Consider the following 19908-nt stretch of genomic DNA (forward strand, 5'->3'; position numbering starts at 1 on the left):
GAATTTCTGAATTGCTAAATGGGTTACTTGCTTATAAACATGAAGCGATCACGACGGTGATTATTAAATCCGGTCAGACGGTTAATTATTGTTTTCATCCAACGGACTGTATAGAGGGTATCTGCAAACAGGGCAGGTTCTTATCTCGTTTTGAATCATTGCAATGGCGCACTCATGATGAACTATGTGGGAGCAGGGGAGTACTTTGCCACCGCGGAAGACATCTTCCATGCAGATGCCGCAGTCATCGTGGCCTGCGTTTTCCCGGCATTTGTGAACGTCTTGTAAACAGGTATTGCAAACATCACAGTGATAGCTTCCATCCTTTTCTACTCGGCAAATGCCGCATTTATCGCAGTGGTATGGTTCTTTTTCCGTATCGGTAAAGTGTTTGCATATTGCACAGAAATATTGCGACATTTGCTCGTTACAGTTTGGACATGTCTGGGAGTTCTCCGTAATCGTCCCTTCATATCCACATACAGAACATAGAAGCCATGTTGCATCAACAGCCCTGCAATCTGTCACTTTGCATTTATCGCTCTCGTTATGACATTTGTGGCAGGGGAAATACAAACCACAGCACTTAAAATTCACACGGCAGAGCCTGTTGTAATGTTCGCACAATCGCTCTCGGGTTTTTTGAACCCGTGTCGTTAATTCTGCACCCGACGGGGTTGCCTCCTCATTATGTAGGTGGGAACCAGGCGCCTGCCTTATCAGTTCATTTGAGAGGCCTTCTAATTCATGGAACGATGGGTGCTGTTCAAGTTGTATAAGGATAGCGTGAAAAGGAGTGGAGAATGTTAATGATTGTGCAGAATTCATAATATCATGTCTGATAACTGAATCTGACATTTTCCCTAACAGCTCACGAATGGATTCAACTGGGTTTGAATAAAGCAGGAGTAATTGAACGAAGTACTCAGTAAAGCAAGATTTTTCAAAGTGACCTATTGATGGCTGTTGGTCAGATTGATTGAATCTGTTGATGAAGTCCTGAACAATCTTATACAAAATCATCAGGTTATTGTCGTTTGCTTCGGGCATTGACCGGTCAGTTGCAATGATCGGTTGGAGTTCAGACAGAATGTTAAAATCATCCAGAGTCCTTGTTTGGTCGCTCGTAGCTTCTATCAACTGCTCGATAAACCGGTTGCGCGTTGAGTTCTCATAGAAAGAACGCTGCAGTTTCAATATTGCCTCAAGAGGCGTGACAGTATTGCCACTGGTGTTTGTGCTTTTTGTTTCGAGAACCTGCAAACGCTGAGGCATGTTCAGCTCATCCAGTATTTGCCTTAGCATAAAAACAGCATCGGGATCGTCGCTTTCAATGAGGGCTACGAGTTGGTTGGCAATTAGCTGAAGGTCTTGAGTCCAGGTGTTTTTTGCACTTTCTTTTCCATTGCCGTCTTTTCTGTTATTACCCTCTTCGCTGCCATAATTGCTTTCTCCCGGTGAGTCGCTCCCCTTATCTCCAGGTTCACCTTTTTTTTCTTTTTGGTGGTCGTTACTTTCGTCCTTTGGAGCTTTATCTGATACCTTGCCTGATGGTTCTCCACCACCATTACCTGCCTTTAAGCCCTCTCTATGAGAAGTAGTATGGGGTTTCAGCGATTGATTGGTGGTGATAAAAGCCGACTCTGGTCTGTCTTCCGTCGTGAGTTTTAAACGAACCAGTGTGCCGTTTTCAGAGGCATGTTTTGAGACATCCTGAAAGACATGTGTTTGCTTCTCTGTCAGCTGGTAGCAATAGTCAACCGGGTCGTTCGTGGTCAATAGCGGGATACTGTTCGAACCTGCTGGCACCACAGGTGCCATAAAACAAAGGCTGCTTTTTCGGTTATTGAAGCCTTCCGGAAGCAGCAAACTGACTTGCCACAGACTCGCCCGCTGCAGATCTGTATCATCATTGATTTCAATCCGAACCCTGTGTCCATCGTGATTGTTTTGGTCAATAATGGTTGCACAATAGCACAACGGCAGGACCGCCAGAGCCAGTAGTAAAAGAACAAATGCCAGGAAGAAACGGTAAAAACGCATTCAAATCTTTCTAAACAACGGGTGTTAATAATACCAACCCGGCCCTTCTTGTCTGACGGAAAACGCCGGAACAATCTGTGCTGACTTTCTGCTCTGGAAAAAGAAAGGGACGCTATTGACTGATGTTGGTAGAACAGACAGAGAATAGACAAGAACTTCAGAATTGCCAGACGGGGTACTTTCCGTGAATCGCAGAGCCTTAAACGCACTCACTCGCTCGAATCAGGATAATTGTACGGTTCATTGCCTTAATCACGAGTCACTGCAAGGTCGAAGCGGATGAAAGTGAAACTCACCTCCTACTGTTATATGATGTAAAAGCTATTGAAGCCCCCGAAATGACCCCTACTATAACCCGTTCAGGGAAAGCTTTAACGAAAGAATTATTAGACACAGCCAAAGCCATGACACTAGCCCCGAATGCAGCCCCAGCAGCAGTTGAATAAACTCTGGGGACACCAGTAGCAGCCCCGAGAGCCCCGATAACACCTGTTGGAATAGACACGGCAGGATTCAAAATACTGGTAATATATGAAACTGAGAAAGCTTCAGACTTTAACTTAATTGCGGAAACAGCAACGTAAATGCAGCAAAACCTGAGATAAAACGAAGCAGTTTTGGTAAAGATTGGGGTAGCTTTTTTCAAAACATTTACAGTTCGATCATATAACGGGAGATCGTTTATCTGTGTTATTTCGTCATCAGTTAATTCTTTTCTACACATCGGGCAGTTCTTTTGGTCAGAACTTTCCATCCATACCCGTACGCACGATTTACCAAAAGCATGTCCGCATGTTAGTTTGAAGGGACTGCAATCTACTGAATCGTGGCATATTGCACATCTAACACCTTCGGTAGCATTCATATGAAAACCTCACTGTTTTAACATTTGACACCTGTATCTGGTTTTGGTTCCCTGCGGGTAACGGGAGGTTGGTCGCGAGCTATATTTCCCGCAAAAATGCAAAAGAACCATCGTTATCGATATTGCATGGACAGAGGGCTTGGTGAATGATGAACAGATGTGCTTACCAAAGGTTCTGTCATGGGTTTCCTGCAACAGGATATTGATGCTTTTCTCGATTATCTGAAGTTTGAAAAAAATAGCTCTGTTCACACCTGCTCGGCCTATCAGAGAGATCTGGGTAAATTACTGAAGCAGGCCGAAGTGCTTGGAATCACTCAGTGGCAAAAGCTTGAAGAACGTCAGCTCCGGACATGGCTGGCAGAGTTGCATGGCCAGGGCCTTGGGCAGAAGAGTCTGCATCGCCTGCTTTCATCCGTTCGCAGTTTTTATCGTTACCTTAACCGGCAGGGAAAGGTTGCGGATAACCCTGCCCAGAGAGTCACTGCACCCAAGGTGGGCAGAAAGTTACCTGTCACCATGGATGCCGATCAACTCACCAGGCTGCTTGATCAGGAGGATGATGACCCATTAGTGATCAGGGATCTGGCTATCCTGGAACTGTTCTATTCTTCGGGGCTGCGCCTCTCGGAACTGGTTGGCTTGAATCTCAATAGTTTCCAGGATGATTACAGGCAGGTGATCGTATTGGGCAAGGGCAAAAAAGAACGCTGGCTGCCGGTGGGTCGAAAGGCGCGTGAAGCTATAAAAAAATGGCTGTCCGTCAGAGTTATTTTTCCGGAAAAAAATGCACAGGCCCTGTTTCTCTCAAAGCAGGGTAATCGTATCAGTGCCCGTCAGGTGCAAAACCGTGTGAGTCAGCTATCCAGAGACAGGGGTCTCTCAGGGCGTATGCATCCTCACCTGCTGAGACACTCTTTCGCCAGTCATCTGCTGGAGTCCAGTGGCGATCTCAGGGCGGTTCAGGAGCTGTTGGGGCACAGTGATATTGCCACTACCCAGATATATACCCATCTTGATTTTCAACATCTGGCCGACGTATATGATAAGGCTCATCCGAGAGCACAGAGAGTCAGTAAGACGTCCTCTGTTAATGAACCGTCTGATAGGGAAGAGAGAGTTACCGAAGATCAGGAGCCTTCAGCAATAAAAGAACCCAAAAGGAAAAAATAATGATAAAGCTGATCACTTTCGATCTGGATGACACGCTCTGGGAAAACATGCCGGTACTGATTCGGGCAGAACAGAAAGCCTGGAAAAAACTCTGTGAGTACTGGCCAGCAACCCACGATAGAATGAACCCCAAGCAAGTGTTTGAGTATCGGGTCAAACTCCTGGAGGATCATCCGCAGCTCAAATATCAGATTACGGAACTGCGCCGGTTTTCTCTGCAGAAGATTCTGCAAGACTGCGATTGCCCGGAATCAAGAGCGGAAGAAATTGCCGGTGACTTGATGCGGGAGTTTATGGAGTGGCGTCATGATGTGAAGTGTTTTCCCGAAGTTCAGCCAGTCCTTTCTCATCTGTCAGCAGACTATACGCTGGCTGCGGTCACCAATGGCAATGTCGATGTTGGGAAATTGTCGGTCAGTGAGTTTTTTGACTTTGCTCTCAAGGCAGAGGATTACAACAGTCTGAAACCAGAGCCGACTCTGTTCCTGAAAGCCATGGAGCGTGCCGGTGTGACTCCCGATGAGACCCTTCATGTGGGAGATTGCCTGAAAGCCGATGTTGCTGGTGCCGGAGCACTGGGAATTGGAACCGTCTGGTTTAATCCTGCTGACAAGGCGTTCAATGGCGACCGCAGACCTGATTACGAGATACGATCGCTAACCGGTCTGCTCAGGGTTTTGGACAAGGATCTTCAGCCAGAATATTAAGTCTTCGCCTGACTGACCGGGTAATTAATTCCATCTATCACAAATTCATAGACAGCACGACAGTGCTGTCCTTCGGAATTTTTTGTCAGGTATCTATGGATTCCTAATATATATTTCACTGAACTGTATTTTTTTTGGATACCAGGAACCTGATAATGAAACTTAACTATGCAGCTTGCATAATACTACTTCTGTCTTTTACTTATTTACACGCCGATGAAGTGGAAAAGCAGATAATAGGCACTTGGCTTATCAGAGATAATTTACCCTTTAATAGATATATAACTTATCATCCACCTTGTCAGTTTGGAGGGTCGGCATTGTTCAATATTAGAGGATGTGGTGAATGCTTTAGCGAGGATGTATTATACGGCAGATATGATGTGGTTGTAGAAATGCCAATGCTCAGTAGTAAAGCAATAGCTTTCAGTGGTTTATGGTTCTTTCCCAGAGACTCACAGGAAAAAATGATTCTTGATATTAAGAGCAAAAACGTTGATTTAGATCGTCATAGAGTCAGAAAAGAAATTTTAGACCCAGCTCAAGGTTTATCTCTTACCAGAGTTGTACAAGTCGATGCTAACGAATTTATCTACGAAGAATACAATCCAGATAGCAAGGGATTTGACAAATTCAAAACTGTTAAACTTCCGGGTCAGTCAATGGAGCAGATAAAGCAACTACCGCATCTCGAAGATATCCGACTGACTTTTTTGAGGCCTGACAGGCAGAGCGGTTGGCCTCAGAACGGTTCGTCCTCTGCCCATCGGTGATTCAGCATGCAGTTTCTGGTGGATGGAATGTTTTTCAGGCATCTCTGGAACTTAATCCATATTCCGTTGGTCTATATGTTTTTGGATAGGAGAAACCTGATAATGAAAATTAACTATGCAGCTTGCATAATACTACTTCTGTCTTTTACTTATTTACACGCCGATGAAGTGGAAAACGAGATAATAGGTACTTGGCTTTCTGAAGATGATTTACCTTTTAACGAATATATTACTTACCACCCACCTCAGCGCTATAAAGGTCCGGTAAAGTTCATTATTACAGGGTATGGTGAACACTACAGTGAGGATATATTGTACGGTAGATATGATACGGTTATAGAAATCCCGGAACAGAATCTTAAATTAATAGCTTATTCTGGTGTATGGTTTTCCCCTGAAGACACGGGGGAAAGGTTGATCTTCGATCTTAGACATATTTCCCCCAAAGACACCTGGGAAAGATTGGAATTCGATTTTAAATATAAAGACGTTGATCTAAATGACTTTAAATCGAAAGCCAATATTATTAACCCGAAAGGTGGTTTGGATATTACCAAAGTTATTAAAGTTGATGGTAACGAATTTGTCTATGAAGTATTCAATCCAGAAAATAATGCATTCGACAGATTCAACGCCGTTAAAGTTCCGGTGCAGTCACCGGAACAGATAGGGAAATTACGGTATTACGATGAATTTTGATTGTTTTATCTGATGCCTGTCAGGCAGGGCAGCTGACCTGAAGCTGCTTTGCCCTCTGCTCATCAGAGATTCAGCATGTAGTCTTTAGCTTCTGGAATGTTTTTCAGATCGCCATGGGCCTCGAGAAATCGGGCAAAACGGTCATAGCGCCCTGTGTCTCTGGCCGAGGGTCTGAGAGCAAAGCGTGACACCGTATCAAACCATGCCCGTTGGTTAAGCTCGTTATCCAGCTTTTTGGGACTGTAATCCCTGAAAATTTCCCAGGAGGCTTGCGGATTGTTGACAATAAACTGGGTGCCCAGTTCGATGGCTCGCAGGAATTTCCTGATCACCTGCTTGTCATGCTTCTTGCTGTTGGCAATAAAAATCAGCTCGTCGTAGGGAGGGATACCATTTTCTTCGTAATAGAACATCTTGCCCTGTCGACCTTCGATGGCCAGCTGGTTCAGCTCAAAGTTCCGGTAAGCACCCATAATTGCATCAACACGGCCTGACATCAGGGAAGAAGAGAGGTTCCAGCCAACATTCACCATCTTGATGTCTTTTGAAGAAAACCCGTAAGGTTTGAACAGCGTATCCAGAAAAGCGTTCTCATTGCCGCCAATATTCAGGCCAATGGTTTTCCCTTTCATGTCTTTCAGGGATTGGATCGGCCCATCTTCCAGAACAATCAGTCCATCCAGAGGTGTCGCAACCAGGGTGCCCGCCCAGGCCAGAGGCAGGCCGTTGGCGACGCCGCGAGTCAGGCTGGGTTGATAATAGACGGCGAGGTCAACATCACCGGCGGCAACCAGCTTGGGAGGCAGGTTAGGATCAGCAGGCTCCTGTATATTTACTTTCAACCCCTGATCCCTGAAGTAGCCGTTTTGCCGGGCAATCACGATAGGCCCATGATCTGGATTGACGAACCACTCCAGCATCAGGTTCAGCTCTTTAACAGGTTGGGCAAATGAAAGTGAGCTGGCCAACAGAAGCGACAGCAGAACAGACACTTTTCTGAATAGTTTTTGTGCGAGCAAAATTATGAGTCCTCAGCAGAGTCAGGTGGCAGGTTGCCAGGGGATAAGTTTTTTCAGAGCCAGATCGGTCATGAAGTAAAGACCGACAGAGCAGATAGCCAGTACCGTCAGCGCTGCGAACATCTGGTCTACCCACAGGCGCGCATTGGCTTGCAACATGAGGTAGCCCAACCCGGCGCTGGAGCCAACCCATTCACCGACTACAGCTCCTATGGGAGCCACGACAACCGCAACCCTCAAGCCGGAGGCGAGGGCAGGAAGGGCTGCCGGCCAGCGGATATGACGCAGTGTGGAAAAACGGTTCCCGCCCATGGTCTTTGCCATGTCCAGCCAGCCCTGATGAGTGTGGCGCAAGCCGTCATAGCAGCAGGTGGCTACCGGGAAGAAAATCACCAGAATGGTCATGACTACTTTGGAAGCCAGGCCGTAGCCAAACCAGAGCATCAGTATGGGAGCCAGTGCAAAGACCGGAACCGCCTGGGTAATGAGCAGCAGTGGTAGAAGCCATGGTCGAAGTGTTACGAAATAAACCAGAATCATAGCCAGCAGGATGCCCGACAGAACCCCCAGAACCAGACCCAGCAGCATCTCTGTCAGGGTGACGAGTGTGTGTTCCCACAGCAAAGAGGCATTGTCGTACATACTGCTCAGCACTGCCAGCGGACCCGGTAATATATAGTTCGGCATAGAAAACAGTACGACAATGGCTTCCCAAATGACTAACAGGCCGAGAACTACCAGAAAAGGCTTGAGCAGCGGCATCCAGAATTTCATTTATGCTCTTCCTCATGTCTCAGTCGTTCCAGCAGTTCACCCTGCAGGCTCAGCAAGGTTCTGTTTGCCAATGATCTGGGTGGGGTACCGGGTGGCATAATGGCTTCGGTTAATTTTGCGGGGTGTCCCTGAAGGTGATAAATACGATGGCCCAGCCTCAGGGCTTCCAGAGGGTCATGGGTGATCAACAGTACCGTTCGATGAGCCAGTAGCTCACAGGCAAGGTCCTGAAGATTCAGTCGGGTGATGGCGTCCAGGGCGCCGAAGGGCTCGTCCATTAATACCAGGGGGCGATTTTCCATCAGGGTTCTGGCCAGGGCAACGCGCTGTCGCTGTCCACCGGAAAGGTTCTGGGGTAATTCGTCAGACTTATCCACAAGGCCAACCTGCTCGAGAATATGTCTGGCTCTTGCCATTTCTTCGGCAGGGACTTTTGTTCGTCTAAAGAAAGAGCCTCTGAGCCGTTCACCCAGCGTAATATTGTCAATGACTGAGAACCAGGGCAGCAGCAGATCCTGCTGGGCCATCCAGGCAATGCGACCTTCAAGGGAAAAGCCATCCTGGCAGAGCACAGTGCCGGCTGTGGTTAAGACATTTTTTTGGGGGGTAGAGGGCTGGCCTGTGGATAAACCGGCAATCAACCGCAACAGGCTGGTCTTGCCAACCCCGCTGCCACCGAGCAGACAGGTCCACTCGCCTCCTGCGAGAGTCAGGTCAAGACCATTAAAAATAACCTTTTCACCATAAGCCAGAGCAGCATTTTTTACTAAAACATCAAACATTCAGACCGGATCACCAGATGTTGTAAAAGTGGTGAACAGGTCCGCTACCCTGACCGATGTTCAGCTGATCGGCATGGGCAATGGCCTGGGCAATGTACTTTTTGGCCTCCGGAATGGCTTCACTCATGGAGTAGCCACGAGCCAGCAATGCGGTGATCGCTGAGGAGAGTGTGCAGCCTGTGCCGTGGGTATTAGCGGTTTTTATCCAGTTGGACTCCAGTCGGTGCAAAGAACTCCCGTCGTGATAAAAATCAGTGGCCTTATCATCGCTATTGCCAGCACTCAGGTGACCACCTTTAAGAAGAACTGCCCGCGAGCCAAGCGCCAGCAATGGCTCAATCATATCGATCATCTGATCCGGATTTTTGGGCACCGGGCAGTCAAGAAGCACCGCAGCTTCATGTAGATTAGGGGTGATCAGACTGGCTTTGGGAATCAGTAATTGCCTGAGAGTCTCAATAGCGCTCTGGTGCAGCAGAACGTCACCACTGGTAGCCACCATCACAGGGTCAAGCACAAGATAGGCCGGGCGGTAGTGAGCCAGACTATCCGCTACCGTTGTGATAACGTCTGGCTGGCTCAACATGCCCACTTTAACGGCCTTGATAGCCAGGTCGGAAAAGACTGAATCCAGTTGTTGACGGATAAAGGCAGGCTCAACGTCAAAAATACCCTGCACGCCCTGAGTATTCTGGGCGGTCAGAGCGGTAATAACACTGCAGCCGTAGGCACCCAATGCTGAAAAGGCTTTCAGGTCTGCCTGTATACCGGCGCCACCACCACTGTCCGATCCGGCAATGGTAAGGGCAATTGGTGTTTCATTAGTCATCGTTCGGTTTACTTCTTCGAACTGACGTAGAAAAGGTATCTGAAGAACGGTGCCGGGGAAATCCTGTCGGGGATAGCGAGCCCGTTCAATCGTCGGTTTCCTACGCCAGTATAATCCGGTTCAGGTTCAATGGGTCTCTCTCAGTCCGGAAAACATTCATTCCGAACACCCCAACCAACGGTGCGAGTCTATTTTGTTTCTGTAACTATGTCTAATCCTCAAAAGGTCGGTTAAATCCCGGTTCAGATTAACGCTGGCATTTTTTACAGTAACAGGTACTGCGATTACCCAGCCGGATCTCTACTATAGGTGTTGAACAGTGCACGCAGGCTTCACCCTTGCGTCCATAGACAGCCAGTTCCTGCTTGAAGTAACCTGGCTTGCCGTCGCCTCCGACAAAATCCCTCAGTGTTGTTCCACCCTGTTTAACGGCTTTTTCCAGAATCTCTTTGATGCTTTCGGTCAGTCGCTCGTAACGGGCTTTGGAAATTTTTCCGCAGGGCCTGTCAGGCCGGATGCCTGCTTTGAACAGGGCTTCATTGGCGTAAATATTCCCGACCCCAACAACAACATGGCTGTCCATGATGAACGTTTTTACCGGCTGTTTTTTCCCCCTGGATTTGAGATAAAGCCTCTGGGCTGTAAATTCATCACCGAGTGGCTCCGGGCCGAGTTTGCTTAACAAGTCATGTTTCATAACATCGTCGTCGATCCACAGAACCGCTCCGAACCTTCTTGGGTCGGTGTATCTCAGCCTTATCCCGTGACTGAAAACCAGATCGACATGATCATGCTTTCGGGCTTCCTGCGGTTCTTTCAGTATGCGCAGGCTTCCGGACATCCCCAGGTGAACCAATAAGGTTCCGGCGTCGGTTTTGATCAGGAGATACTTCGCCCGTCGGGTGACTGCACGGATAACCTGCCCGGACAAATGCTGTTGCAAATGTTCTGGAACCGGCCAGCGCAGTTGTGGATTGCGAACAATAACATCCGATACGGTGTGACCAATAATATGAGGTGCAATACCTCTTCGGGTCGTTTCAACTTCAGGTAATTCAGGCATCCGCCGACAGTAGCAAATATGTCATCAAAAGGCGATGTAACCGGCTAAAGGAAATAGGTAAAAATCCCGCGCAGGGCCCCAAAAAGTCACGGCAAATTAGCCATATCAAATGTTGTTATGTGACTGGTAAGATGGTTTAACTTTTACCCCGATTCAGTATTGGTAAAAGCACATCAGAACAGTGAGTAAAAATGACAGCCAGCCCAACGTTATACCAACGATATTCCAAGGAACTTAAAGAGCTTATTTATTTATCTGCCCCGATTCTGGGTGCGCAGCTGGCAACTACCGGTATGGGCTTTGTGGATACCAGTATGGCGGGTCAATACTCTGCAGAAGATCTTGCAGCGGTGGCTATTGGCTCCAGTATCTGGGTTCCGATTTATCTGTTAATCAGAGGTATCCTGATGGCGACCACACCGACTGTCGCCCATCTGTTTGGTGCCCGAAAAATTGACCAGATTGCTTCACCGGTTCGTCAGGCCATCTGGCTGTCTCTGGTGTTAAGTGTGGTCGGTATGGTGTTGATGATGAATGCCATGCCATTGCTCAATGTTCTGGAAATCAATGCCGAAATGGCTGCCAGGACGGATGCTTATCTGGATGCATTGGCCTGGGGTGTGCCCGGGATCTGTTTATATCAAACCATGGTCAGCTATTGCGAAGGGCGCTCCATTACCAAACCGGCCATGCTTATCAGCTTTGTCGGTTTGCTGATCAATATTCCGCTTAATTATGTGTTGATTTATGGCAAGTTCGGCTTTCCGGAAATGGGTAGCGTAGGTTGCGGCTATGCAACAGCCATCTGTTTCTGGGTGATGTGCCTGTTGATGTTCTGCTACACCCGGTTCAATCAAAAGCATACAGAAGTGAATCTGTTCGACCGTTTTGAATCGCCCGACATGGGGCGAATAGCTGCTCACCTGAAACTCGGCGTTCCCATCGGTCTGGCCATCTTTTTTGAAGCCAGTATCTTTTCGGCGGTCGCTCTGGTTATCGGCAAACTGGGCGCAGTGACCGTCGCGGGTCACCAGATTGCATTGAATCTCGCCAGCATGGCCTTTATGGTGCCGTTGAGTCTATCCATGGGAATCACCATACGGGTCGGTCAGGCTCTTGGGGCTGGTGACCCTGAGGCTGCAAGGTTCTCGGGGTATTCGGGTATCGTAGCGACCCTGCTGACAGCCACCCTGATTGCTGCTGTTATGTGGGCGTTTGCCGATGCTCTGACATCGCTTTATACCCGGGATACTGCGGTTAAAGCTTTGGCTGCCCAGCTGTTGATCTTTGCTGCACTGTTCCAGTACGCCGATGGTATTCAGGTCGCTTCCAATGGTGCATTAAGGGGTTACAAAGACACCCGGGTACCTATGATCATTATTCTGATTGCCTGCTGGGGTATAGCTCTGCCACTGGGTTATACGCTGGGACTGACGGATTTTATCGCCGATGAACCTATGGGTCCCCATGGTCTCTGGATCGGATTAGTGCTGGCACTGACGCTTTCTGCTGTATTCCTGCTGCTGCGTTTCAGATCGCTGAGCAAGAGAGCCATTGTGACGTAATCGTTTGCCATGAATATTGATTGAAAAATGTGCAATCTGAGTGTCAGAAAGGGCCGACGAATGTCGGCTCTTGTCAGTATCCGGTGCCTTGAGAGCTATATGGACAATGTCTCAATTTTACCAATCAGTGCACACCTGTTCTGTCAGGGTTGGCAGTGTGATGCCGGATGAGATAAAACCAATAAGAATAAGTACGACACATCATGAGAATGTCTCTATTTGGGCAGACTTATCAGGGGTTTGCTATTATCAGTCGGTGCATGCGTAGTCTTGGCTGCTCAGAATCAAGCTGACGAATTCTGATCCAATCGAAAACACGAGAGCAAGGCTCTTACTCCCCAGACTTTCAGTGCATGGTTAAAGTGACTTTTGTTGTTCACTTGTACTTTGATTCTATAAAAAAGTCGCTTGACGTTTTTTACTCTTTCCCTGCATCCGTTTCACTGAACAATGAAAAAAGAGTTATTTATGAAACCCCTCATGCATAGGCTTTTTTTCACGCTGCTTTTATTGTCCACAATTACCCTCAATGTTCGTGCCGATACCTGTCCCAGGAACACGCAAGCTGATTTCAGCTCTGGCATGATGAAAGGTGCTGGCGAATTAACGACAGATATCTTTGAGGCTGCTCATCCCGATGTCCTGATGTGCATGCCTTCCGACACTCGAGCCGATGCTGGCGATTTGATTGGTAAGGTCATCCCCGGAACTGAACCTGATTCGTTTGTCTGTGCATACCCGCGACTACTTGGTGTTGTCGTCCAGGACACACAGTACACCGCTAACTTCGATTGGCTCGATGCAAACTATGAGCAGCTTGCCACCTGGCTTACTTCATTTGCCCATATTGAAAAAAACGACAATGGTTATTATTACGTATCCAGGAGCTATTACGTATTCAAAAACAGAAATCAGAACGCAGGTCACCTGGACATCTGTGTGCAGTCTACCGTTGGCAAAGGATTTGAATTTGGATATGAAACGCTATCGGATAATGGTGAGAACTCATGTGGGTTATTTGTTGGTGCCTTGTATTTCTCGCCCTTCTTCCGACCAGCTTTGAACGACCAGAGCGAGAGTGATGAAGGTAGCAATGAGGGTAGCAATGAAGTTAGCTATGCAGCTAACGATGAAGACGATTTTTGCTCCAAATGCGAGAGCCCATCGTTCCATGGTGACTGCCCCAGATGTACATGCACTGTTGAACAGTTTTCTCCTGCTTGCCATTTATGTAATGGTGATGGCTGCAATCCTTTTCGTTGCTCTATTTTTACAACCTGGGATTCTTGCCCTTCAGGTTCCACCTTCTATGAAAATATCCTCTGCTTCGGTTTGAGCTGCCCAAAAAAACCTGTTTGTAGTAGGAAGCGCTGTCACAAGAAATCAGAATAGTCTTCTCGTCCGGTTAAAAATATTCAAGCTTCAGACGCCCCTGATTATGGAGCTTGAATGTGTTTAACCGGACAGCAGTGCCGCCTGTGGTTGAGATGCCTGCCTTGCCTCTTCTATAATGCCGCCTTCCCGTTTCCAGTAAAGTGCCCATTGCCACTTCGTGAGGCCTATGAGTGACCCCATGACAAAGACCAAAGTATTAACCGGTATTACCACCACAGGCACGCCGCATCTGGGCAATTATGTGGGTGCTATCCGTCCTGCGATTGAAGAAAGCCGTGACGAAAACATTCAGTCCTACCTTTTTCTGGCGGATTACCATGCCCTGATCAAGGGGCGTGACCCCAAGCGTATTCACCAGTCCGGGCTGGAAATTGCCGCGACATGGCTGGCTTTGGGTCTGGATACCGATCGTGTCACTTTTTATCGTCAGTCTGATATTCCGGAAATTATGGAACTGAACTGGATTGTCGGTTGCATGACCGCCAAAGGTCTGATGAATCGTGCTCATGCCTATAAAGCAGCTACCCAGAGCAATCAGGAGGCGGGCGAGTCTGACCCGGACAAGGGCGTGCTGATGGGGTTGTTCAATTACCCGATCCTGATGGCGGCGGATATCCTGATGTTCAATGCCAACCGTGTTCCAGTGGGTCGTGATCAGGTTCAGCATCTGGAAATGGCCAGGGATATTGCCGGTCGAATGAACCACCACTACAAAACCAGGTTTGTGCTGCCAGAAGCCGTGGTGGGTGAAAACACTGCGGTTCTCAATGGTCTTGACGGTCGCAAGATGAGCAAGAGCTACGACAACACCATCCCGTTGTTTGTGCCAGAGAAAAAGCTGCTCAAGCTGATCCGCAAGATCAAAACCAACTCTCTGGAGCCCGGTGAACCTAAAGACCCGCAAACCTGCACTCTGTTTCAGATCTTTTCAGCCTTTGCGACGGAACAGGAGGTGGCTGAAAAACGGCAGCAGTACGAAGCCGGTGCTGGCTGGGGTGACCTGAAAAATGAACTCTTTGAATACATCAACAATGTACTCAGGGAGCCTCGTGAACGCTATAACGCGTTGATGGCTGACCCGGCATTTATTGAAGCTGAGTTGCAAAAAGGTGCAGAAAAAGCCCGTGCTGAAGCAGTGCCGTTCCTGCAGGATATTCGCAATAAGGTGGGTATCCGTCCTTTTGCCTGATTTTTTTCCCACGCCAGACATTTGCTTTCTTAAGAGCGTCCTTTCAACAGACGCTTCTTATCTGACAATAAAGAATGACAAAGCTATGCTCTTATGAAACTTTCATGTTCAGGAGCCTGCCCGAGATTGGTGCCCGAAGACACTTTTTAACGTCTTATCAGTGCAGCGCGGCATTGCTGAAACAGTCTCGTCGGGCCGGGGAGCACGGTTAATGCCTTACGCTTTGTTGTCTTTTATCTTCATATTATTTGCGATGCTTGTCGCCTGGTTCAATCGAAGATGGGGCATCGTTTTGTTCAGCATTTCTCTCGTTCTGATTGCATTGATTTTTATGCATCATATTTCTGAGCACCTGGAAATTTATCTATAGACACCTGTCGGAGATCGGTCATGAACTCTCGCAGTGAGATCAATGATTTTGTGAAATTTGCCAGTGTTTTTGAATTGACAGTCATCTGCCTTCTTCTGGTTGTCGCTTTCTGGTTTCAATTTGTGATGGGGGAGTTACCCTGCCCTCTCTGTATATTGCAGCGGCAGGGAATACTAATCATTGCCTCAGGGTTTCTGCTCAATATGAGGTATCATATTCGACCTGGTCATTACAGTCTGTCGCTGCTGGCAGCCGTCTTGACGAGCTTTATTTCTCTTAGGCAAATTGCACTGCATCTGACAACACCTCAAGGATATGGTGAAGCTATCCTGGGGCTGCATATGTATACCTGGTTGTATATTCTGTGCTCTGCTTTAATCGTGTACATCGCACTGGTCATAGGCTACTCCAGACAATTTGAATTGTATGCATACAGGAACGAGGTTTCAGAAGCGAGAGACCCAAGAATTCGAAGGTTTTCCCATTTGGCCTTTGCGTTTCTAGTGTTTCTGGTTGTTGCCAATATCGTTTCAGTCTTCTTTGAGTGTGGGCTTGAGCAGTGCCCGGACAATCCGCTGCGTTATATGTTTTATGGATGGCTCTGACCATGAGACGCATTGCCGCTGTGCTCAGGGTAAACATCCGGAGTGACAAACACCCGGGTAGTAAATGACAGGTCACGATAAGGTGGATTGGGATAGATCAGTTCTACAAAGCTGGCTTTCCAACCTTTTTCGGGAGCTTTTAACGCAACATCGGCCCGACAGCTTTTATGGCAATGGAATTTGAGTGCTTCGGATTTAAACCGGGTGACTGTGGGGTTGTCAGGGCTGGTTCGGAAATCTTTGGTTTCAGGATTTTCTGCAGTCCAGAGTTTCATGGCTTTGGGGGGCATTGAGGCTTCCACTTTCAGGTTTTGCTTAGAGACATCCCAGTTGATCCTGGGCATGGGACGATCTTCAATGGTGGCTCCGTAAAAGGATTCGATGGTTTCACTGACCAGTGTTTGATCCATTCTGAGAATGTAATGCCGCAGGTCAGGAAGAAATCTCAACCATTTTTCGCCTTTCAGATCATTAAAGTAATAGCGGCTGGAATCGGGTAAGAAAAAATCATCGCCCGTGGCATTGATGATGTATTTTGGCATGGCCAGCTGAGGAAGGTAGGAATAGGGGTCGATCACTTCCATTAACTGAGTCAGAGGTTGGGTACCGAGTGTGTGCATCAGAGAATAATAGTCTTTGATAGCCGGAGCCCAGCCCTGGTAGCTATTGAAATGGTGGCGCATACTGTCTTGCAGGTTAAGCACATCAATGACCATGGGTATAATGGCGGAGACCCTTTTGTCCATTGCTGCAGTCAGCCAGACTGTCCAGCCTCGTTTTGACCCCCCGGCTAATACAAAACGGTCAATTTTTATATGTTTTTCTTTCATCAGTGCCTGAACTGTATCCATGGCTCTGACGGAAGCCTTGACCATGGGCAGTCGGAGTGGCCAGTTATAGTTTTTCTTCGGGTTATCGAGGAATTTTTGCCAGGTATAGGCAATCAGAGCATCCTCCTTCAGTGGTTTTTTGTCTCCAAATTGCAGGAACTGGTTTGGAATATCTTTCAGGTCAACGACGACTGACCGTGTTCTGGCAGCTATATGGGAAAAATGCAGGGCATCGGTGAACCTCTTGTTGTTATCGGGCTGACCTTCAGGCCAGTGGATGGTGCCGCCATTGATATTGAGCAGCGCTGTGTCGGCGCTGACCTTTTCCGGTACATAAACCATGACCCGGTGCTCCCAGACGGGGTCAGAGACTTTTTCCTGCTCGCCAACAGTCCAGCGCAGAGACTTCATATTGACAGGGTATACTTTGACCTTCAGCACTTTTCCATCCAGCTCAACGCGCTCTTCAGTTGCTGGTGAAACACTCCACTGATAATTCTTATCTTTCTGCTTCAGGTAGCAGGGCAGCACGTCATGAAAGTGCTTACCCAGGTAAGAAGGGGTACAGTTTCCGGGAGAGACTTTCAGGTGATCTCTGGCATGAACCTGATGCCTCAGAATCAGAAGACAGAAGCAGAGCAATGTCAGTAAGCCGAACCGAGATCTGGGGATGAATTCTTTTGCCATTTTGTTACTCTTGTTTTGCAAGTTTCCTGGTCGTCCGCAAGGGGGGTCGATCGAATCTCATTTTATTTTCTGAATAATGTTTATATCTTCAGAAATGTAAACGTTCCATTTGTCGCCGAGCATTAGCGACAAAGGGAATGGGGGGACGAAAACTGTTAACAACAGGATCGTGTAGTGTTTCAATGACGGAGTTGAACAACTATCGCGGGGTAGATGTCAGTATGATCTTCATCAAACTCTCTCCACTTAGTGCTGGATATTAAATCACCCAAGTCTTCTCGTACCCATAGATAAGGAGCTTTATCTACCTGTTTGTACCACCGGGCTTTTACCACGCGATTGTGGGAATCCTGTATGATGATGTCTTGATAAGATTGCGACCAACCGCATTTACTGAATGGTGAGGCGTTTAGGTTCATGATTGCCAGGGGTTGTGATGATGATGGATTCTGACCTTCTTGCCATGTGAAGGTGAAACCGTCGTCAATCATAGGAGGATAAAGCATACATCGAGTTTCACCATTCCTATCATAAGAAACGCTGTAGATTTGTCTGTGATCGCCGTCTTCAGGTGTCACAAAAGCTATCCAGCTACGTTTTGCTACTGCGTTTGCGTTGAACAGCAGGATCACTAATGTCGTTATTAATTTCAGTTGCGTCAGTAAGCCGAACCGAGATCTGGAGACGAATTCTTTTGCCATTTTGTTACTCTCGTTTTGCAAGTTTCCTGGTAGTTCTCAAGGGTGTTAAATTATGGTTTCTTACTCAAAACAGGTACTGTTAACATGAAGTCTTTCAGCCTTGATTCATGATCTCTCTGGAATCTCGCCTTGGTATTACCACTAACAAATTTCTTGCAGGCTTCTGATTCAAGATCCAGGCAGGCCGGAACCCTTTTTTGATATCTGACGTGGCTTTCACTCTTCAGCCAAAGGCTCTGACCGGGCAGAAAACTGTACTCCAGGCTGTTGCGTGCAAAATCAATAATCTGGTCAAGGGACAGGTGAATACTGTTGCCGGTCTGATCAGGACTGAAACTGGAGACGGCCTCTACAAACTGACTGGTCAAATCGACTTTCAGAATACCCGGATAGTCAGTAGCCAGCGTCACTGCAATATTACTGCTGACATAAACAGGAAAGGGGTGACCGCTGTTGGCCCCGATACCGCTCAATCGCCGGTTACTGGTGAGTGGAATTTCAACAGCAATGTCATTATCCAGCATGGTTTTGAGCAGTTCGGCACTGCAGTTGGCGTATTCTTCATTACCGGAGTCAGATTGCTTCAGACAGTTCTGTGCCATAAAGCTTAATCCGTGACCTACACGTTTGGGCTGAACGATCTGAACAGCATCTGCCATGGTGGTTCGATAGTAAAAATCTTCAACCGTGGCCTTGGCCAGTTCTCCTGCATTAAGACTGATACGCTCTTTCACCAGAGGGTATTGTTTGTGGTTTTTCAGAAAACTCAGCATTTTCATGTGACTGAGGTAATCATTCAGTGCCCTATCACTATTTTCAGATCCGGCTATGTTGATGCCCAGCACCTGATGGTCGTTGCCGGAGAGACTCAATTGAGCCAGTTCAAAGGCAAAGATCATCTGGGCGTAAACCTGGGGCAGGGGATCAGCCCGGTGTACTTCGTGTAGAAACCGGACGCTAACAGAACACGCAGGGTGAGAGTGACTATGAGAGCAGTTCAAATGATCGTCAGAAGCTTTCAAGGCGTTGGCTATCTTTCCGGCAGCGGTCTTTAACTGGGTTTGAAAATCTGACTGGGAACTCAGTCTGGCACGAAAGTCTTCCAGACTTTGGGTGCTGTCAGGGTTCGGTGTGGGAAGATGAGTGATAAGAGAAAATAACTTGTCTGGCCCGTTTGCTTCATCGAAGTAGACAGTTGATTCAATGTAGGAAAGTCCATCAACAGCGGCCTTTTTTCGCACATATGAAATGAAACGGGCATCTATCCCATCGAACAAGGCTTTAACCATAAGAAAGTAGTTGCGAACCTCGTCGGGATCATGACCGTCTGGAAGCATAAGTTGCTTGATCAGAGCTGCATGGTTTTCTTCATTACTGACATAATCCTTCACGGACTGTGCGCAGCAGTCACACGGGGCCATGTACTGGTTGTTATACATGCAGAACCCTCGTTCTATCGCAATATCAATGACCTCTTTGGGTTCAATGGCCCCCATGAAGCGATGATGGAGATTGCCGCCTTTTGGCAATTGATTCATGAACGTCTCGAGTAGTGGACGATTGTCACGAATACTGTCCAGATAGTCACTGGTCCGCTGATGCCCTCTGGTTAACTCGGAAATCTCAAAGTCAGAGGCTGAAAAACTGCTGTTGGCCGTCAGGATCAGTATCACCAGAGCGGCTCGAACAAGAATATTGGAATGCATAATTTAACGATGCTGAGTGCAGAGGATATCAGTATAGATATATTTTGTGTGATCATTCTAATGTGGATTATTTCTGTTGTTAGTCGTATGTGCATCCTTTTCGTGATTAACCACCATGAAGCAGAGAAAAGAG

At 47.5% G+C, this 19908-nt stretch carries 19 protein-coding genes, 1 pseudogene and 1 riboswitch; of the genes and pseudogenes, 9 read left to right on the forward strand and 11 right to left on the reverse strand.

Annotated elements, in window-relative coordinates; genetic code table 11:
* Window positions 1-81: 81 nt before the first annotated feature.
* The 3 genes and pseudogenes from ACOJUO_RS10270 to ACOJUO_RS10280 form a co-directional block, all read right to left on the reverse strand.
* Window positions 82-2043 carry an RING finger and CHY zinc finger domain-containing protein gene (locus ACOJUO_RS10270; protein ID WP_422139745.1) on the reverse strand — a complete coding sequence of 654 codons (1962 nt, stop codon included), beginning with the start codon at window positions 2041-2043 and terminating at the stop codon, window positions 82-84.
* A gap of 292 nt (window positions 2044-2335) precedes the next feature.
* The gene (locus tag ACOJUO_RS10275; protein ID WP_422137151.1) at window positions 2336-2767 is read right to left on the reverse strand and encodes a hypothetical protein; all 432 of its coding nucleotides are present in this window, start codon (window positions 2765-2767) and stop codon (window positions 2336-2338) included.
* Between the two features lie 3 nt (window positions 2768-2770).
* Window positions 2771-2908 (reverse strand): annotated as a pseudogene (locus ACOJUO_RS10280) (RING finger domain-containing protein); the annotation flags it as partial.
* Window positions 2909-3067: 159 nt separating this feature from the next.
* Between ACOJUO_RS10280 and xerC the strand changes: the two are divergent.
* The 4 genes from xerC (at window position 3068) to ACOJUO_RS10300 (ending at window position 6260) form a co-directional block, all read left to right on the forward strand.
* Window positions 3068-4081 carry a tyrosine recombinase XerC gene (gene xerC, locus ACOJUO_RS10285; RefSeq protein WP_422136628.1) on the forward strand — a complete coding sequence of 338 codons (1014 nt, stop codon included), beginning with the start codon at window positions 3068-3070 and terminating at the stop codon, window positions 4079-4081.
* Window positions 4081-4788, forward strand: coding sequence for an HAD family hydrolase (locus ACOJUO_RS10290; protein ID WP_422136629.1), 708 nt, complete (start codon window positions 4081-4083; stop codon window positions 4786-4788). Before xerC ends, ACOJUO_RS10290 begins: the two co-directional genes overlap by 1 nt.
* A 155-nt stretch (window positions 4789-4943) precedes the next feature.
* Window positions 4944-5561, forward strand: a complete 618-nt coding sequence (locus ACOJUO_RS10295) for a hypothetical protein (RefSeq protein ID WP_422136630.1) — start codon at window positions 4944-4946, stop codon at window positions 5559-5561.
* Between the two features lie 102 nt (window positions 5562-5663).
* Window positions 5664-6260: a hypothetical protein gene (locus tag ACOJUO_RS10300; protein WP_422136631.1), complete on the forward strand. Its 597-nt coding sequence runs from the start codon at window positions 5664-5666 to the stop codon at window positions 6258-6260.
* A 62-nt stretch (window positions 6261-6322) separates the two neighbouring features.
* On the opposite strand, the gene ACOJUO_RS10305 is transcribed toward ACOJUO_RS10300, so the two are convergent.
* The 5 genes from ACOJUO_RS10305 to mutM all read right to left on the reverse strand — a co-directional run bounded on the left by ACOJUO_RS10305 (window position 6323) and on the right by mutM (window position 10727).
* A complete protein-coding gene (locus ACOJUO_RS10305; RefSeq protein WP_422136632.1) occupies window positions 6323-7279 on the reverse strand; it encodes an ABC transporter substrate-binding protein in 957 nt (318 codons plus the stop codon).
* 21 nt (window positions 7280-7300) lie between these two features.
* The gene (locus tag ACOJUO_RS10310) at window positions 7301-8053 is read right to left on the reverse strand and encodes an ABC transporter permease (protein ID WP_422136633.1); all 753 of its coding nucleotides are present in this window, start codon (window positions 8051-8053) and stop codon (window positions 7301-7303) included.
* The gene (locus ACOJUO_RS10315) at window positions 8050-8835 is read right to left on the reverse strand and encodes an ABC transporter ATP-binding protein (RefSeq protein ID WP_422136634.1); all 786 of its coding nucleotides are present in this window, start codon (window positions 8833-8835) and stop codon (window positions 8050-8052) included. Before ACOJUO_RS10315 ends, ACOJUO_RS10310 begins: the two co-directional genes overlap by 4 nt.
* Before the next feature lie 10 nt (window positions 8836-8845).
* Window positions 8846-9664, reverse strand: a complete 819-nt coding sequence (thiD, locus tag ACOJUO_RS10320; RefSeq protein WP_422139746.1) for a bifunctional hydroxymethylpyrimidine kinase/phosphomethylpyrimidine kinase — start codon at window positions 9662-9664, stop codon at window positions 8846-8848.
* An 80-nt stretch (window positions 9665-9744) separates the two neighbouring features.
* Window positions 9745-9847, reverse strand: a riboswitch (TPP riboswitch).
* 64 nt (window positions 9848-9911) lie between these two features.
* Entirely contained in the window at window positions 9912-10727 is an 816-nt protein-coding gene (gene mutM / locus ACOJUO_RS10325) for a bifunctional DNA-formamidopyrimidine glycosylase/DNA-(apurinic or apyrimidinic site) lyase (protein WP_422139747.1), read from the reverse strand.
* A gap of 191 nt (window positions 10728-10918) precedes the next feature.
* Here mutM and ACOJUO_RS10330 point away from each other — a divergent pair, with 191 nt between their 5' ends.
* The 5 genes from ACOJUO_RS10330 (at window position 10919) to ACOJUO_RS10350 (ending at window position 15851) form a co-directional block, all read left to right on the forward strand.
* The gene (locus tag ACOJUO_RS10330; RefSeq protein WP_422139748.1) at window positions 10919-12292 is read left to right on the forward strand and encodes an MATE family efflux transporter; all 1374 of its coding nucleotides are present in this window, start codon (window positions 10919-10921) and stop codon (window positions 12290-12292) included.
* Window positions 12293-12760: 468 nt separating this feature from the next.
* A complete protein-coding gene (locus ACOJUO_RS10335; RefSeq protein ID WP_422139749.1) occupies window positions 12761-13684 on the forward strand; it encodes a hypothetical protein in 924 nt (307 codons plus the stop codon).
* A gap of 181 nt (window positions 13685-13865) precedes the next feature.
* Window positions 13866-14876, forward strand: a complete 1011-nt coding sequence (locus ACOJUO_RS10340) for a tryptophan--tRNA ligase (protein WP_422136639.1) — start codon at window positions 13866-13868, stop codon at window positions 14874-14876.
* Between the two features lie 211 nt (window positions 14877-15087).
* Window positions 15088-15246, forward strand: a complete 159-nt coding sequence (locus ACOJUO_RS10345) for a DUF5993 family protein (protein ID WP_422136640.1) — start codon at window positions 15088-15090, stop codon at window positions 15244-15246.
* Window positions 15247-15266: 20 nt separating this feature from the next.
* Entirely contained in the window at window positions 15267-15851 is a 585-nt protein-coding gene (locus tag ACOJUO_RS10350; RefSeq protein ID WP_422139750.1) for a disulfide bond formation protein B, read from the forward strand.
* Here ACOJUO_RS10350 and ACOJUO_RS10355 read toward each other — a convergent pair.
* The 3 genes from ACOJUO_RS10355 to ACOJUO_RS10365 all read right to left on the reverse strand — a co-directional run bounded on the left by ACOJUO_RS10355 (window position 15836) and on the right by ACOJUO_RS10365 (window position 19775).
* A complete protein-coding gene (locus ACOJUO_RS10355) occupies window positions 15836-17368 on the reverse strand; it encodes a PhoPQ-activated pathogenicity-related family protein (RefSeq protein ID WP_422139751.1) in 1533 nt (510 codons plus the stop codon). The genes ACOJUO_RS10350 and ACOJUO_RS10355 overlap by 16 nt on opposite strands.
* A 179-nt stretch (window positions 17369-17547) precedes the next feature.
* Window positions 17548-17946, reverse strand: a complete 399-nt coding sequence (locus ACOJUO_RS10360) for a hypothetical protein (RefSeq protein WP_422139752.1) — start codon at window positions 17944-17946, stop codon at window positions 17548-17550.
* Between the two features lie 173 nt (window positions 17947-18119).
* Entirely contained in the window at window positions 18120-19775 is a 1656-nt protein-coding gene (locus ACOJUO_RS10365) for a hypothetical protein (protein WP_422139753.1), read from the reverse strand.
* Window positions 19776-19908 lie beyond the last annotated feature (133 nt).

The organism is Endozoicomonas sp. ALC020 (assembly GCF_049275935.1).
GTDB lineage: Bacteria > Pseudomonadota > Gammaproteobacteria > Pseudomonadales > Endozoicomonadaceae > Endozoicomonas_A.